Raw genomic sequence first — 15,059 nt, forward strand, 5'->3', positions numbered from 1 at the left:
GGCGATACGCCCCAGTCGGTGGTCACCATTCGCTACTCCCTATTCGCTACTCGCCTCCCTCACCCCTTCGCCATCGCGCGATAATCCAGCCTCCGGTGGAACCAGTACTGATAGCCCGAGATGTTCTTCTGCATCGCGACGTTGACGAAGGGCTGGTACAGCGGGATGCGCGGGATGTCGGTGAAGGCGAGATCGACGAACCCCTTCACGTCCTTGTCGTAGGCCGTGGTGTCGCCGGTGGCGGCGGCGGTGCGCGCGCCGTCGATCAGCTTGTCCATCTCCGCCGACTTGTAGCTCATGGTGTTGAAGACGGAATTGTTGCCGTGATAGCACCAGTAGAAGAAGTATTCGGGGTAATCGAGCCAGCCCGAGAACACGTTGGTGAAGAGCGGCATCTCCTTCTTATTGAGCTCGGTGCGCCAGTTGGCGCCGGGCACCTTGTTGATGGTGGTCTTGATGCCGAGCTGGGCGAGGCTCTCCTGCACGAGCACGCAGAGCGGCTCGTTGACGCCGGCAAAGTTGAGGTCGAACGAGATCGTGGTCTCGAAGCCGTTGGCGTAGCCGGCCTCCGCCAGCAGCGCCTTCGCCTTCTCCATGTCGGTGTTGTATTTATGGGGCTGCGGCCAGGCGACTTCGGTCGGCTTGTCCTTGGCGGCGCCGAACATCGGGTTCGCGAGCCCGAACAGCACGGCGTCCATGATCTTCTGGTACGGCAGCGCATAGGCCACGGCCTGCCGCACCTTCGGATTGTCGAACGGCGGCTTGGTCACGTTCATGCCGATATACTGGATGCCGTTGGAGAACGGCAGCGACACCACGTTGAGCTTGCTGTTCGCCTTCATCTCCTGGAAATCCTTGAACGGCAGCTCATAGGAAATGTCGGCGTCGCCGCGCTCCAGCAGCGCACGGCGATTGCCGGCCTGCGGCACCATGCGCCAGATCACGCGCTTGATCTTGGGCAGGGGGCCGCCGACCCAATCGTCGTTGCGCTCCATCACGACTTCGGTGCCGGCCGTCCACTTCGTCACCTTGTAGGCGCCGGAGCCCGCGGTCTGCTGCTTGGTGAACTCGAGACCCCACGGATCCTTCTCGCTGGCGTGCTTCTTGACCAGCTCGGAATTGACGACGCAGGGCACGATGACGGCGAGATCGGGAATCGTCAGCTTGTCCTTTTTGAGGAAGTCGACGCGCACGGTGTGGTCGTCGATCACGACGAACTGCTCGGGCTTGGTCAGCGAGCCCGCGCTCATCTGGAAGGTCGGGAAGCCACCGACGCTGACCGCGCGGTCGAGCGACCATTTCACGTCTTTCGCGGTAACAGGCGTGCCGTCGTGGAATTTGGCGTTCTTCTTCAGCTTGAAGGTGACCGACATGTCGTCGATCTTGAAATCCTCGGCGAGCTCGCCCTTGAACTTGTCGCGGTCGTAATAGGGCACGCCGCCGGGGCCGCTCTTCATCTCGTGGCTGATCAGGCGGTCGTAGCAGTTCCAGGACACCTCGTAGCCGGGCACGTTGGTGCCGATGCCGTGGATGTCGAGATTGTTGGGGCCGCCTTCCGAGACGATCAGCAGCGTCTCCGAGCGGGCGTCGGCCTTGGCCGAGGAGATTACGGACGGCACGGCCGGAAGCGCCGCGCCAGCGGCCAATCCGGAAACGGACTTGAGGAAATCGCGGCGCTTCATGAAATAGCTCCAACACAAAGTTTTTGGTTGGAACCGGATTCGCAAGGTTCGTGCCAAGGGTTAAGGGAGCGTTATAATGTCTTTAAGCCACTGATCTCGCTCCATCTTCCCGGCAGATCCCGAAAACCACAAATATGGCCGCGGCTTCAGATTGCATACAAAGATCGGCATTTGCATATAAATTATGCAAGTAAAACTTGTCGCTCATGCGCGAGGCGGCTCAGAATGACCCTTTGAAGAACGACCCGCTGCAGCGGCACCATCGCTGTCATTCCGGGGCGATGCGCAGCATCGAACCCGGAATCCATCGGGCGGCAGTACGCGCGGGACAATGGATTCCGGGCTCGCCGCTTCGCGGCGCCCCGGAATGACGGTACCCCCCAGAGCGCTCAGCTGGCCCAGATCAGCTCCTGCAACTCGATCAGGTCGTTCGCCTGCTCCTGCCAGCCCTCGATACAGATGTGGCTGTTGAGGTCGCTGGCACGGTGCAGCAGCATCAGGGCCATCAGGCGGCGCTTCAGCGCGAAATCGAGACTTCCATAGCCAAAGCCTTCGAGCAGATTCTTCACCCGACCCGGCCGGCCCGCCGCCATGAAGGCGCTGGGGCCAAGCAGATCGTAGTCGCGCCACCCCGCCAGGACGTCGCCGAAGTCGAACAGGCCGGCAAGCGACCATTGGCCGTCATCGCAAGCGAGCAGAAAGTTCTCAGGGATGTATTCGCCGATCAGGATCACCGGCGGCGCATCCATCGGGATCAGCTGTTCCGCGTCACACAGGAGGTCGTCGAGGCCGGCGAGGAATTTGGGCGCGAGGCCGAGACGCGTATGCCGCGCCCTGCAGCCCTGCATCTGCCGACGCATGAAATCGTCCCAGCGCGGCTCGATTCTACCGAGCGCACCGAGCGGGACGCGCTGTACGGAAGCGATGGTCTCGCCGATCTGACGCAGCAGGCGCTCCTTCTGGTCTTCCGGCAGATGCGGCCAGACCTCGGAGCCGAGCGTGCCAGCAAGGCGCGTGATGATCAGGTAGGGCCAGCCGTCGCGCTCACCCTCCGCGACGATCTCGGGGATCGGCAGATGCAGGCGGCCGTTGAGCTGCGTCAGTGAGCCACGCTCGGAGACGAACTGCGCGCGCAAGAGCGGCGGGAATATCTTGAGGATCAGCTTGTCGCCGAGCCCGATCACGAGGTTGGTGCCGGTCGCAAAGACATGCGGCGCGTCGGCGTCGAAGCCGTGGCTGCGCGCGATGTCGAGCGCGATCGGCAGCCATTGCGCGGGCGTGGTGCGGAAGGCGCGGAAGCTTTCCGTATTGGTGAGGTGGGGCAGCGTCATCGACATCGCGACTTTGATTTGCATTGCAGGAGCAGTCTTCCTGCGGCCATCCTTCGAGACGCCCGCCTTGGCGGGCTCCTCAGGATGAGGACGGAGTGTGCGGCAACAATTTCGACAGGCACCGATGCTGCTTAGCCTCATCCTGAGGAGACCGCGTGAGCGGTCGTCTCAAAGGACGAGGCGCACGCTCAGGAGCCTACCGCTCCGGGCTGGCCCGCTCGAACTGGCGGAGGATCTTGTTGCCGCGCTCGACGGCGGAGTTGAGCGCTGATTGCGCGCTCTTCTGGCCGGAGAAGGCCTGCTCCAACTCGTCCTCGATCGCGCCGCGGATCAGCACGAAGGAGCCGAGCCTTATGCCCTTGGAGTTCTCCGTCGGCGGATTGAGCGTGATCTCCTCGAACGAGATCGCCGAGCCCGGATTGCGCTCGTAGAAGCCCTGCGAGCGCGTCAGCTCGAAGGCGGCGCGGGTCACGGGCAGATAGCCGGTGTTCTGGTGCCAGGCGGCCTGCACGCCGGGCTGGGAGAGATAGGCGAAGAACCGGGCCACGCCCTTGTACTCTTCGCGGGGCCGGTCGCGCAGCACCCAGAGCGTGGCGCCGCCGATGATCGAATTTTGCGGCGCGCCCTTCATGTCGGGCCAGTACGGCATCATGCCGTAGCCGATCTCGAATTTCGAATTCGCTCTGATGTCGGCGCGCGTCGCCGAGGAGCCGATGAAAATACCGCATTCGCCCTTCTGGAAGCGCGGCTCGGCCGATTGTCCCCGGCCGCTATAGTCGAACAGCCTGGTCTTCTGCCACTCGCTGAGCGCTGCGATGTGATGCACGAGCGACGGATTGTTGATGGTCAATTCCGCGTCCAGCCCTGCGAAGCCGTTCGCCCGGGTCGCCAGCGGCAGGTTATGGAAGGCAGAAAAATTCTCGACATGGATCCAGGACGGCCAGGACGTGGTGAAGCCGCAAGGCGCGCCGCGATCGCGCAGGCGCTTTGCTGCGGCGCCCAGCTCCGGCCAGGTCTTCGGCGGCACCTCGGGATCGAGGCCGGCGTCGCGGAACATGGTCTTGTTGTAATAGAGAATTGGCGTCGAGGAATTGAACGGGAACGACAACAGATTGCCGGCCGCATCGGTGTAGTAGCCGGAGACGGCGGGAAGGTAGTCGCTGAGCGAGAACGGCTCGCCCTGGTCGCGCATCAGGCTGAACACCGGATAGATCGCGCCCTTGGCCGCGGTCATGGTGGCGGTGGCGACCTCGTTGACCTGGACGATGGCGGGCTGGCTGCGCGAGCGGAAGGCGAAGATCGCCGCCGTCACGGTCTCAGTGTAGTTGCCCTTGTAAGTCGGCACGATCCGGTAGTCGGATTGCGAGGCGTTGAAGTCGGCGGCGAGTTTTTCCAATTGCCGGCCGAGCTCGCCCGACATGGCGTGCCACCACGCGATGTCGGTTGCCGCCTGTGCTTTCGAAATGAATGTGAGGGCTGCGAGGGCAACGACCGGCAAAAGGCGCAATGCTGAAATCACGATGGCTCTTCCGATCTGGCGGCGCTAAACGGCGACCGTCCCTGCTTAAGGCGCGGCCATTGCGGTTTCAACCGCGAATGCGCGCCGGCCGCGCCGCACAATCGATCCCTCGCCGGGAGCCGGGATAGCCTTCCATCAACCATCTGCTAGATTGCGTTGAACCTTTTCCTTCCGCCATAGACTCCACCACTGAGGGGTTGAGTGTGCCAGTGCTGAGCCGTGCCGAACTCTCGCGGACCGGGGTGATCTTCGTCGCGCTTTTGTTGACCGTCTGGACGACGGGCGCCCTCGCACGCGAATTTCGCGCCGCCGACACCCAGGCCGAGGATTATCCGACCGTCCAGGCGCTGCGCTACATGGGCGCCCTGATCGCCGAGCGCACCGGCGGCCGGCACGAGATCAAGGTGTTCCACTCCCGCCAGCTCGGCGAGGAAAAGGAGACCATCGAGCAAACCCGGGTCGGCGCCATCGACCTCAACCGGACCAACGTCGCCCTGATCGGCAATTTCGTCCCGGCGATGAACGTGCTGGCGATGCCGTTCCTGTTCCGGTCCATCGAGCACATGCAGAAGGTGCTGGACGGGCCGATCGGCAGCGAGATCCTCGGCAGCTTCGAGCCCTATGGCTTCGTCGGGCTCGCCTTCTACGATTCCGGCGCGCGCTCGATCTACAATGGGCTCCGTCCGGTCAGGAACGTCGCGGACCTCAAGGGATTGCGGATCCGGGTGCAGCAGTCGGAGTTGATGAACCAGATGATGCGCTCGCTCGGCGCCGAACCGATCGAGCTGCCCTACGGGCAGGTACTCACCGGGCTTGCCAACCATCTGATCGACGGCGCCGAAAACAACTGGCCATCCTTCGTGACCACAGACCATTACAAGCATGCCGGCCATTACACCCTGACCGCGCACACGATGAGCCCGGAGGTGCTGGTGATCTCGCTGAAGGCCTGGAACAGCCTCTCGGCGGAGGAGCAGACGATCTTCAAGGAGGCCGCGCAGCGCTCGGGCCGATTCATGCGCGAGAAATGGCGCGACCTAGAGGAGCAGTCGCAGCGCAAGGCGGAAGCGGCCGGCGTCACCATCATCAAGGACATCGACCGCAAGCGGTTCGAGGATGCCATGGCTCCGATCTATGCCAAGGCCGCGCGCGATCCGGCGGCGGCCGCGCTGATCGAACGCATTCGCAAGGTGGAGTAGGTCCAGTTGATCGCAGCCGGACATAGCGAGCACGCGGACAGGCCGGCCGGCCCGCTCGGGCGGCTGCGCGCGCGGCTCGTCGGCGTGCTGCGCGCGGTGCCGATCCGCTGGCGCATCCTGTCGATCGCGGCGCTGAACTCCGCCGTGGTGGTGGTGCTGGTCGCCATGATCTGGAACGGCGCCCATGTGCTGGGCTCGGCCTGGGACGACGTGCGCCAGGTGCGCGAATCCGACCGGATCCTGGCGCTATTGGAAAGCGAGACCGGGCGGCTGCAGAACCTGATCCACCGCTACATCAACCAGCCGAGCCCGGACCTGTTCGCCGAGATCCTCCTGCTGCGCGAGGCGGTGCTGGGCACGCTGACCAACCGCGCCACCAAGGACCCGATGCTGTCGGGCTCGGTCGAGGACCTCGAGCGCACCACCGACCGCTTCCTCAACGGCTTCGGCGAGCTGCGCGGCGTGCAGGCAACCATCGCCAAGACCTATGAGGAAGAAGTGCAGGGCCCGGCCAGGGACATGGCGGGCCTCTATTCCATCATCGAAGGCGCCACCGGCCATCGCGACGCGCTGATCTGGCCCTCGCTCGGCAAATCCCGCGAGGCTTTCACCGCGATGCTGGTCGCGGCCAATTCCTACTATCTGTCGCAGTCTGCGGGCGCGGCCGACGACGCCCGACGCCACACCGAGACGATCGAGAAGACCATCCCCGTGATGATTGATCTCGCCGACAACGATCTCCAGAGGATGGCCTTGCGGCGCCTCGGCGCCCGCACCGCTGCGCTGCGCGTCGGTTTCGCAAAACTCTCCGAGCAATTGGCGAGCCGCACCGAGCTGCTCCGCAACACCATCGACGCCAGCCAGGCCGAGGCGATCGGCGCCATCGACGATCTCTCGACCAAGATGCGCCAGCGCGAGCAGAAGGCGCAGGAGACCTTCGACCGCACCCTGGCCGACATTTCCCGCCGCGTGCTGTCGATCGCGGTGATCTTCCTCGGTATCATCCTCACCGCCGGCGTGATGATCGCGCTGTCGATCCGCCTGCCGCTGCAGCAGATCATGACCGCGATGCGCGCGATCACGCTCGGCGACCTCGACCGCGAGGTGCAGGGCACCAAGGCACGCGACGAGGTCGGCGCGATGGCGCGCGCGGTCGAGGTGTTCCGCGAGAACGCGATCGCGAAGCGCCAGACCGAGGACGAGCTGCGCGCGTCGAAGGAGAAGGCGGAGAGTGCGCTGCTCGAGCTCAACGCCGCGCAGCAGAACCTGATCGATGCCGAGCGGCTCGCCGCGCTCGGCGGCCTCGTTGCCGGCGTCGCGCACGAGGTCAACAACCCGATCGGCATCAGCCTGACGGTGGCCTCGAGCTTTGCCCGGCGCACCGAGATCTTCGAAGCCCAGCTCAAGGGCGAGGGCGGGCTGCGGCGCTCGCAGCTGGAGGAGTTCGTGCAATCCTCGCGCGACGCCTCGCAGCAGCTGGTCGCCAATCTCACCCGCGCCGGCGAGCTGATCCAGTCGTTCAAGCAGGTCGCGGTCGACCGCTCCCATGCCGAGCGGCGGCAGTTCAGCTTAAGCGAGGCCACCGACCAGATCATCGCCAGTCTGCGCCCGGTGCTGAAGCGCTCGCCGATCACGCTTCAGGTCGACGTGCCCGAGGGGCTGCTGCTCGACGGCTATCCCGGCTCCTACGGCCAGATCCTGACCAATCTGTTCCTCAATGCCGCCAACCACGCCTTCGCCGACGGCCGGGCCGGCACGATCGCGATCTCGGCGCGGCCGCGCGGGACTGAAGATATCGAGATCAGCTTCGCCGACGACGGGGCCGGCATGACTCCAGACGTGCAGCGCCAGGCCTTTGACCCATTCTTTACCACCCGGCGCAATGAAGGTGGCACGGGACTCGGCCTTCATATCGTCTATAACCTCGTGACCCAGCAGCTGGGCGGCCGCATGATGCTGGAATCCAAGCTGGGACAAGGCACTACTTTTCGCATTATCATGCCCCGCATCGCCAAGGGCGGCGCGCAAAGCACAGAAAGTGACGGGACTTCTCAATGGCCGAACAGGACGATGTCCTCCACCTGATCGACGATACCGGTACCGCGTCGGAGGATGCCAACGCCCGGAAATGGAAGATCGCCGTCATCGACGACGATCCGGCCGTGCATGACGGCACCCGTTTCGCTCTCTCGGATTACAGCCTGAACGGCCAGAGCCTGGAGATCCTGTCGGCCTATTCCGCGGCCGAAGGTCGCAAGCTGATGGCCGAGCACAACGACATCGCCGCCGTGCTGCTCGACGTCATCATGGAGACCGATGTCGCCGGCCTCGAGCTCGTCGAGTTCATCCGCAACGAGATCAAGAACGAGACCGTCCGCATCATCCTGCGCACCGGCCAGCCCGGCCAGGCGCCGGAGCGGCGCGTGATCGTGCAGTACGACATCAACGACTACAAGGCCAAGACCGAGCTCACCGCCGACAAGCTCTTCACCTCGCTGACCGCGGCGCTGCGCTCCTACCAACAGCTCGAGCGCATGGTGCAGACGCGGCGCGGGCTGGAGATCATCATCGACGCGGCCTCGACGCTGTACGACTTCAAGTCGATGCAGCGGCTCGCCGAGGGCGTGCTGACCCAGCTCGCCTCGCTGCTCAACGTCGACTGCGCCGGCATCCTGGTCCTGCGCGACAATGGCGGCATCGATCCCGAGCTCTCGGTGCTCGCCGGCAGCGGCTGCTACAGCCGCTTCATCGGCACCACGACGTCGAAGGCACTCGACCCCGATCTGCGGGCGATGGTGGAGGCGGCGTTCCAGCGCCGCAAGAACGAATTCGCCGACCATCGCAGCGTGATCTATTTGCGCACCGGATCCGGCCGCGAGGTCGTGGTGCTGCTGCAGGCCGAGCGCGAGCTGTCCGAGACCGACCGCTCGCTGGTCGAGATCTTCTCCTCGAGGCTCTCGATCGCCTTCGACAACGTCATCCTCTACCAGCAGCTCCAGGACGCCAACACGCAGCTGGAGGACCGCGTCGCCCAGCGCACCCGTGCCTTGATGCAGGCCAATCGCCGCCTGTCCGCGCAATGGCTGCGGCTACAGCGCGCCAACGGCTTCAAGAACGAGATTTTGGGCACCGTCGCGCACGACCTGAAGAATCCGCTCGGCGTCATCCTCGGCCGCACCGAGATGCTGAAGGAGCTGATCTCGACCGGCGCCTCGGAAAACGGCGTGGTCGCCCAGGTCGACCACATCCGCGACGCCACCAAGCGGCTGACCACGATGGTCGATCACCTGATCTCGGACGCGATGGCGGATGCCTTCGACATCACCATCCGCCGCGAGCCGGTCGACGTCGCGGCCCTCGTCAAGGAGGTCGCCGACGCCAACCAGCCGCTCGCGGTCAACAAGCAGCAGACGATCAGCGTCACCGCGCCGCCCAACATCGTCACCATGTGCGACACAGACCGCATCCGCGAGGCGATCGACAACCTCATCAGCAACGCCATCAAATACTCGCCGATCGGCGGCAAGATCGACGTGGCCGTGACCCATGAGGGCAGCGAAACCATCGTCCGCGTCAGCGACGAGGGCGCCGGCCTGTCGCCGGAGGATCTCGGCCGCCTGTTCGGCCGGTTCCAGCGGCTGTCGGCAAAGCCGACCGCCGGCGAGAGCTCGACGGGGCTTGGGTTATCCATCGTCAAGCGTATTATCGACATGCATGGCGGCGAGGTGACCGCCGACAGCGACGGCCCCGGCAAGGGCTCGACCTTCACCATCACCCTCCCCGCGACCGAAATGCCGACCTAGTGCCATGACCCAAAGCCAGCACATCATGATCGTCGACGACGAGGCCCCGGCCCGGGAGATGGTCGGGGATTACCTCAAGATGCACGGCTTCACCGTGACGCTGTGCGACGGCGGCAAGAGCTTGCGCGCCGCAATCGACGGCAGCATGCCCGACCTCGTCGTGCTCGACCTCAACATGCCCGAGGAAGACGGCCTCTCGATCATCCGCGACCTCAAGAGCCGCATCAACGTGCCCGTGATCATGCTGACGGCGACCGCGAGCCCGATCGATCGCGTGGTCGGGCTCGAGCTCGGCGCCGACGATTACGTGGCCAAACCCTGCGAGCTGCGCGAGCTGATGGCGCGCATCCGTTCGGTGCTGCGCAGAAGTGCGCCGGCCAAGGCGGCCGCGCCGGCGGCTGCCGCTGCGAAATCCGACAAGGACCAATTGGTGCGCTTCGGCACCAAATGGCTCGATCTGGAAGCGCAGGCCCTGCGCGACGACGAGGGCAACGAACATCCGCTGACCGCGTCGGAGTTCGGGCTGCTGAAAGTGTTCGCTGCCAATCCAAAGCGCGTGCTGTCGCGCGAGCGCCTCCTGGAGCTTGCGAATGCGCGCGACGCCGAAGCCTTCGACCGCGCGGTCGATCTCCGCATCATGCGCATCCGCCGCAAGATCGAGCCCGATCCGGCCAAGCCCGCCGTGATCCGCACCATCCGCGGCGGCGGCTATCTGTTCTCGCCGGCGGGCGAGAAGGCGTAAGGGCGCGCGCCACCAACCGCCGTCGTTCCGGGCTCGCTTGGCGCCCCGGGACGACAGCGGTGTATCTGGCGCGACCGAACGCAAGAGCTGGAAAAACGTTCCAGCCCCGCCAAATCCGCACCCCCGCATCTTCCGTACATTGAAATTCCTCGCCTTTTCGCCCCGAATGTTTCGTCGCGGCGATTCCGACGAAACAATTTGGCGGCGCACGAAACCATTTTCTCCTTTTCGTGCAGACGTCCCGAAACGTTGGCTCATTAACACTTTGGCTCAAGGAAACGCCGCTCGGTTGCGGCGCTACGGGGAGCCAAGTCCATGCCGAACGTCATCGCTATCAACGCCCAGGCCAGCCAGAGCATCATTGCCGCTCAGGCGACTTCGGACGACATGCTTCTCGAAAGCATTGCCGGCGGCAACCGGACGTCCATGCACATTCTCTATTGCCGGCACAATGTCCGGGTGTACCGCTTCATCCTGCGCATCGTGCGTGACGCCACCACGGCGGAAGACCTGGTCAGCCAGGTGTTCCTGGACGTGTGGCGGACCGCCGGCCAGTTCCAGGGCCGCTCGCAGGTCTCGACCTGGCTGCTCTCGATCGCCCGCTTCAAGGCCCTGACCGCGATGCGCCAGCGCCGGTTCGAGGACATCGACCAGGAAGACGTGCGCCAGATTCCCGACGATGCCGAGACGCCCGAGACCTCGCTCGACCGCACCGACACGAGCGCCATCCTGCGCGCCTGCGTGCAGAAGCTGTCGCCCGCGCATCGCGAGATCATCACCCTCGTCTACTACCACGAGAAGTCGGTGGAGGAGGTCGGCCAGATCATCGGGATCCCCCAGAGCACGGTGAAGACCCGGATGTTCTACGCCCGCAAGCAGCTCGCCGAATTGCTTAAGGGCTGCGGCGTCGAGCGTTTCGCCGCCTGATCTCAACGAATTCAACGGGATAGGGTTGGCACTCTGACCCTTTCCCCGGACACGGAAGTGTTACCGCCGACGAAACAATTGAAACAAAGCACAACATCAGGCGGAAAAACTTCCCTCCTATAAAGCTCACATACAGTTTCGTTAAACCTCCCAAGGACCTCCAGCGACCCGGACGGGATGCCCCCCCTCCGGGTCGTTTTGTGTTTGGGGCCCGACCGGACGCGACCGCTGGGACACTGTCGCTCCACATCGTCATGGCCGGGCCTTGACCCGGCCATCCACGTCCAGCCCCACGACAAAGAACGTGGATGCCCGGGACAAGCCCGGGCATGACGACCTTTGCAAATTCCCCTCCGTCACGAAGCCGTGACGCTGCGTAACGCGCCGCGCATCCGTTCCGAACTGCCCTCGTGACCTCCTTCACGAGTGCCCCATGCTCGAATTGTTCTTCGCCGTCCTCGCCGGTGTCCTCACCATCGCCGCGCCCTGCACGCTGCCGATGCTGCCAATCCTGCTGGGTGCCTCGATCGGGCGCGCAGGGCATTTGCGCCCGGCGATGATCGCACTCGGCTTCGTCATCTCGTTTTCCGCGACCGCGCTGCTGCTCGGCGCGATCACGCGCTTGTTCGATTTCGATCCGAACGTGCTGCGCGAGGCGGCCGCGATCCTGCTGCTCGGCTTCGGCCTGCTGATGCTGTGGCCGGCGCCGTTCGAATTTCTGTCGATCCGGCTCAATGGCTGGCTCGATTTCGGCAATGCCACCGCCACCCAGCGCGAGGGCGCGCTCGGCGGGCTGGTGCTCGGCACGACGCTCGGCCTGGTCTGGACGCCCTGCGCCGGCCCCGTACTCGGCTCGATCCTGACGCTGGTTGCGACCTCGAAGAACCTGTCATGGGCCGGCACGCTGCTGATCGCTTACGCCATCGGCGCCGCGATCCCGATGCTGGCAATCGCCTATGGCGGACAGGCCGCGACCACGCGGGTCCGCAGCCTCGCCCGGATCTCGCCGCGGCTGCAGCAGGGCTTTGGCGTCGTCGTGATCGCCTTCGCCGCCGCCGCCTATTTCCAATACGACACGCTGATCGTGGCGTGGCTTACCGGCTTCTATCCCACCGGCCAGATCGGCCTGTGATCATCGATCCATTTCACCGGAGGACGCTTCCATGACTTTCAAACTGCTCACCGTGGCCGCCGCACTGATCGGCTTCACCGTCACCGGCGCCGTGATCCCCGGCATCTGCGACGAGGTATCCCGCGCAACACCGCTGCGCGTCGCGGCCGCAAGCCAGGAGAGCGCGCCAGACTTCACCGGCATCAACAATTGGTTCAACTCGAAGCCGCTGAGCATGGCCGATCTCCGTGGCAAGGTCGTGCTGGTCGATTTCTGGACCTATGGCTGCGTCAACTGCGTCAATACGCTGCCGCACGTCACCGAACTCTACGCCAAGTACAAGGACCGGGGTCTCGTCGTGGTCGGCGTGCACACGCCGGAATTTCCGTTCGAACGGTCCGCCTCGAACGTGCAAGCCGCGCTGAAACGCCACGGCATCACCTATCCGGTGGCGCAGGACAATGAGTCCAAGACCTGGAACGCCTACCGCAACCGTTACTGGCCGGCACAATACATCGTCGACCAGAGCGGCAAGATCGTGTTCCAGCACGAAGGCGAAGGCAGCTACGACCAGATCGACCGCACCGTGGCGCGACTGCTGAACGTGAACAGCTGATGCCGCACCGCCTGCGCGCGGCGGCTTCATCTGTCGCGCTTGTTGCTTGACTCCACGGACCCGTCCGTGGAGTTTCGCGGGCGACGGAATCAGCCGCCCGCGATGGACGACGCGACCACCAGCACCGACATCCGCCTTCGTGAAGGCTCCTCGATCGCGCAGCGGCTGATTGTGGCTGGCTGCGCGGCGGCGGTTGCGCTGTGCTTCACGCCGGGCCTGTTCACGCGCGACACCCTGGAAATCATCATCTCGGTGTTGGCGCTGCTGGTGGGGGCGGGATTCGTCGTCGGCATCATGATGGCGCCGGCGGTGGTATGGATCATCACGCCGAACGAGATCCTGATCGGGCAACAGCGTCCGTTCGGAAAGCTCCGCACGCGGGTCGTCCCTAAGGATGACATCAGCGGCTTACAGGTTCCCGGCAGCAAGCGCGTGAAAGCCCGTTTCCAGCTCGCCTTCACGTTGGCCTCCGGGGAACGCCTGACCTCTCCGCCGATCTCCGACGTCACCCATGTGCGCGACACCGTGGCCCGGATCGCCGCGCAATTCGGCGTTGCCAACGTCGAGGCACCCCGCAATCCGCTCGATGCCAGCAATCCGGAGATGCATCTCGGTGAACCGCTCGAGCCGTTTCCCGCGCGCGACATCCGCATCCTTGCGCTGATCGCCGTCGCATTGTGTGCCCTCCCCTATGCCTACAAGCTGTGGCGTGGGCTGCCGCCGAGCCATGTCGAGATCCTGCTGCTGCCGGTCGGCGTGATCGCCGCGTTCGCCGTGTACAGATATGCCAATCTCGTCACGGGCGCCTTCTGGATCATCCGGCCAGGCGATATCCGCGTCGAACGCCTGTGGGGCGACGGCACACCGCGCGCGGACCACATCGAAGGGCGGGTCGTGAAGACGATCACGGTCGAGCGCCGCGGCCGGTCCGAGGACGAGCACTGCATCGTCGTGATCCGGCTACACTCCGGAAAGCGGTTTCGCAGCCCCCGCATCGGCTCGCGGGTCGAAGCCCGCGCCGTGGGGGCCGAGATCGTGCGGCGACTCGGGATTCCCGCGGAGAGCAACAAGATCTAGCTGGGAGCCGCCAGCTCGCCTGTGGCCCATTCTTCGAGACGCCCGCCTGCGGCGGGCCCTCAGGACGAGGGCAGAGTGCGCGGCGGCAATGTCGATGAGCACCGCTGTTTCTCAGCCTCATCCTGAGGAGACCGCACAGCGGTCGTCTCGAAGGACGAGGCGTGCGCTGAGACCCCGCCAAATACCTCTCCCCGCGGGCGCGGCAGGGAGCGCAGCGAACCTGGCCGCCACAATCACTGCTTTTCGCGCCATCCCCCGTTTGTGGCATTGCCGGCTGCACGTCAAAAAACCAAAGCATTCTCGTGACATACCAGAGCGGCGCGCCATCAACTTGCCATGAACTTGCCCCTCAGGTTTGATGGTTCCTGATTGATTTGCGCTGTGGCAGCGGGGAGAGCTTTACATGACGGATTTTCGTCGCCTGACCGGGATGTTTCTGGCCGCGATCGGCCTGACCCTGTCCACACCGCAGGTCTTCGCGCAGCAGCCTGATCGCGGCGACGAGCCGGGCCTGATCGCCGATGACGGCTACCAGCTCGAGCCGGAATGGAAAAAGCAGGTGGTCTACTTCCGCACCACCGAGCCGCCGGGCACGATCATCGTCTCGACCGCCGAACGTCATCTTTATCTGGTGCAGCCCGGCGGGCGCGCGATCCGCTATGGCATCGGCGTCGGCCGCGACGGCTTCCAGTGGCAAGGGCTCGTGACCATCACCAACAAGAAGGAATGGCCGGACTGGACGCCGCCGCCGGAGATGATCCAGCGCCAACCCTATCTGCCGCGCTTCATGGCCGGCGGCCCCGGCAATCCGCTTGGCGCCCGCGCCATGTATCTCGGCACCACCGTCTACCGCATCCACGGCACCAACCGCCCTGATACGATCGGCACCAAGGTCTCCTCGGGCTGCTTCCGCCTCGTCAACGCTGACGTCGCCGATCTCTACGATCGCGTGCCTGTTGGCACCAAGGTGGTCATCCGGCAGAAGCCGGAGCTCTAAAGCCCCCTCCCTTCGACCACACTCCTTTCCTTTTCCCGATTTTTCGAGAGAGCAA

At 64.6% G+C, this 15,059-nt stretch carries 12 protein-coding genes; 9 read left to right on the forward strand and 3 right to left on the reverse strand.

What is annotated here, in order from left to right:
- Positions 1-59 precede the first annotated feature (59 nt).
- The 3 genes from SE91_RS33850 to ugpB all read right to left on the reverse strand — a co-directional run bounded on the left by SE91_RS33850 (position 60) and on the right by ugpB (position 4,547).
- Positions 60-1,682 carry an ABC transporter substrate-binding protein gene (locus SE91_RS33850; RefSeq protein WP_061850721.1) on the reverse strand — a complete coding sequence of 541 codons (1,623 nt, stop codon included), beginning with the start codon at positions 1,680-1,682 and terminating at the stop codon, positions 60-62.
- A 389-nt stretch (positions 1,683-2,071) separates the two neighbouring features.
- Positions 2,072-3,019 (reverse strand): aminoglycoside phosphotransferase family protein, encoded by a 948-nt coding sequence (locus SE91_RS33855; RefSeq protein WP_197489586.1) that lies wholly within the window; start codon positions 3,017-3,019, stop codon positions 2,072-2,074.
- Between the two features lie 190 nt (positions 3,020-3,209).
- Entirely contained in the window at positions 3,210-4,547 is a 1,338-nt protein-coding gene (ugpB, locus tag SE91_RS33860; RefSeq protein ID WP_060737345.1) for a sn-glycerol-3-phosphate ABC transporter substrate-binding protein UgpB, read from the reverse strand.
- 188 nt (positions 4,548-4,735) lie between these two features.
- On the opposite strand from ugpB, the gene SE91_RS33865 reads away from it, so the two are divergent.
- The 9 genes from SE91_RS33865 to SE91_RS33905 all read left to right on the forward strand — a co-directional run bounded on the left by SE91_RS33865 (position 4,736) and on the right by SE91_RS33905 (position 15,004).
- Positions 4,736-5,731, forward strand: coding sequence for a TRAP transporter substrate-binding protein (locus SE91_RS33865; protein ID WP_060737346.1), 996 nt, complete (start codon positions 4,736-4,738; stop codon positions 5,729-5,731).
- Positions 5,732-5,737: 6 nt separating this feature from the next.
- The gene (locus SE91_RS33870; protein WP_060737347.1) at positions 5,738-7,816 is read left to right on the forward strand and encodes a sensor histidine kinase; all 2,079 of its coding nucleotides are present in this window, start codon (positions 5,738-5,740) and stop codon (positions 7,814-7,816) included.
- A complete protein-coding gene (locus SE91_RS33875; protein ID WP_061850722.1) occupies positions 7,786-9,534 on the forward strand; it encodes an ATP-binding response regulator in 1,749 nt (582 codons plus the stop codon). The genes SE91_RS33870 and SE91_RS33875 overlap by 31 nt, the downstream gene beginning before the upstream one ends.
- Positions 9,535-9,538: 4 nt before the next feature.
- Positions 9,539-10,276 carry a response regulator gene (locus tag SE91_RS33880; RefSeq protein ID WP_061850723.1) on the forward strand — a complete coding sequence of 246 codons (738 nt, stop codon included), beginning with the start codon at positions 9,539-9,541 and terminating at the stop codon, positions 10,274-10,276.
- 315 nt (positions 10,277-10,591) lie between these two features.
- Complete coding sequence (locus tag SE91_RS33885; RefSeq protein ID WP_008540804.1) at positions 10,592-11,203, forward strand: sigma-70 family RNA polymerase sigma factor; 612 nt, start codon at positions 10,592-10,594, stop codon at positions 11,201-11,203.
- 433 nt (positions 11,204-11,636) lie between these two features.
- The gene (locus SE91_RS33890; RefSeq protein ID WP_061850724.1) at positions 11,637-12,335 is read left to right on the forward strand and encodes a cytochrome c biogenesis CcdA family protein; all 699 of its coding nucleotides are present in this window, start codon (positions 11,637-11,639) and stop codon (positions 12,333-12,335) included.
- A 31-nt stretch (positions 12,336-12,366) separates the two neighbouring features.
- Positions 12,367-12,930, forward strand: a complete 564-nt coding sequence (locus tag SE91_RS33895) for a thioredoxin family protein (RefSeq protein WP_061850725.1) — start codon at positions 12,367-12,369, stop codon at positions 12,928-12,930.
- 102 nt (positions 12,931-13,032) lie between these two features.
- On the forward strand, positions 13,033-14,007 hold the full coding sequence (locus tag SE91_RS33900; protein ID WP_061850726.1) for a hypothetical protein: 975 nt from the start codon (positions 13,033-13,035) through the stop codon (positions 14,005-14,007).
- Between the two features lie 403 nt (positions 14,008-14,410).
- Positions 14,411-15,004 (forward strand): L,D-transpeptidase, encoded by a 594-nt coding sequence (locus tag SE91_RS33905; protein WP_060737353.1) that lies wholly within the window; start codon positions 14,411-14,413, stop codon positions 15,002-15,004.
- Positions 15,005-15,059: the final 55 nt, after the last annotated feature.

This window comes from Bradyrhizobium sp. DOA1 (assembly GCF_001593325.1).
Classification (GTDB): domain Bacteria; phylum Pseudomonadota; class Alphaproteobacteria; order Rhizobiales; family Xanthobacteraceae; genus Bradyrhizobium.

Coding starts and splice junctions, on each gene's coding strand:
- SE91_RS33850 (WP_061850721.1), bottom strand. CDS start 1,682: ATGAAGCGCCGCGATTTCCTCAAGTCCGTTTCCGGATTGGCCGCTGGC.
- SE91_RS33855 (WP_197489586.1), bottom strand. CDS start 3,019: ATGTCGATGACGCTGCCCCACCTCACCAATACGGAAAGCTTCCGCGCC.
- SE91_RS33875 (WP_061850722.1), top strand. CDS start 7,786: ATGGCCGAACAGGACGATGTCCTCCACCTGATCGACGATACCGGTACC.
- SE91_RS33880 (WP_061850723.1), top strand. CDS start 9,539: ATGACCCAAAGCCAGCACATCATGATCGTCGACGACGAGGCCCCGGCC.
- SE91_RS33885 (WP_008540804.1), top strand. CDS start 10,592: ATGCCGAACGTCATCGCTATCAACGCCCAGGCCAGCCAGAGCATCATT.
- SE91_RS33890 (WP_061850724.1), top strand. CDS start 11,637: ATGCTCGAATTGTTCTTCGCCGTCCTCGCCGGTGTCCTCACCATCGCC.
- SE91_RS33895 (WP_061850725.1), top strand. CDS start 12,367: ATGACTTTCAAACTGCTCACCGTGGCCGCCGCACTGATCGGCTTCACC.
- SE91_RS33900 (WP_061850726.1), top strand. CDS start 13,033: ATGGACGACGCGACCACCAGCACCGACATCCGCCTTCGTGAAGGCTCC.
- SE91_RS33905 (WP_060737353.1), top strand. CDS start 14,411: ATGACGGATTTTCGTCGCCTGACCGGGATGTTTCTGGCCGCGATCGGC.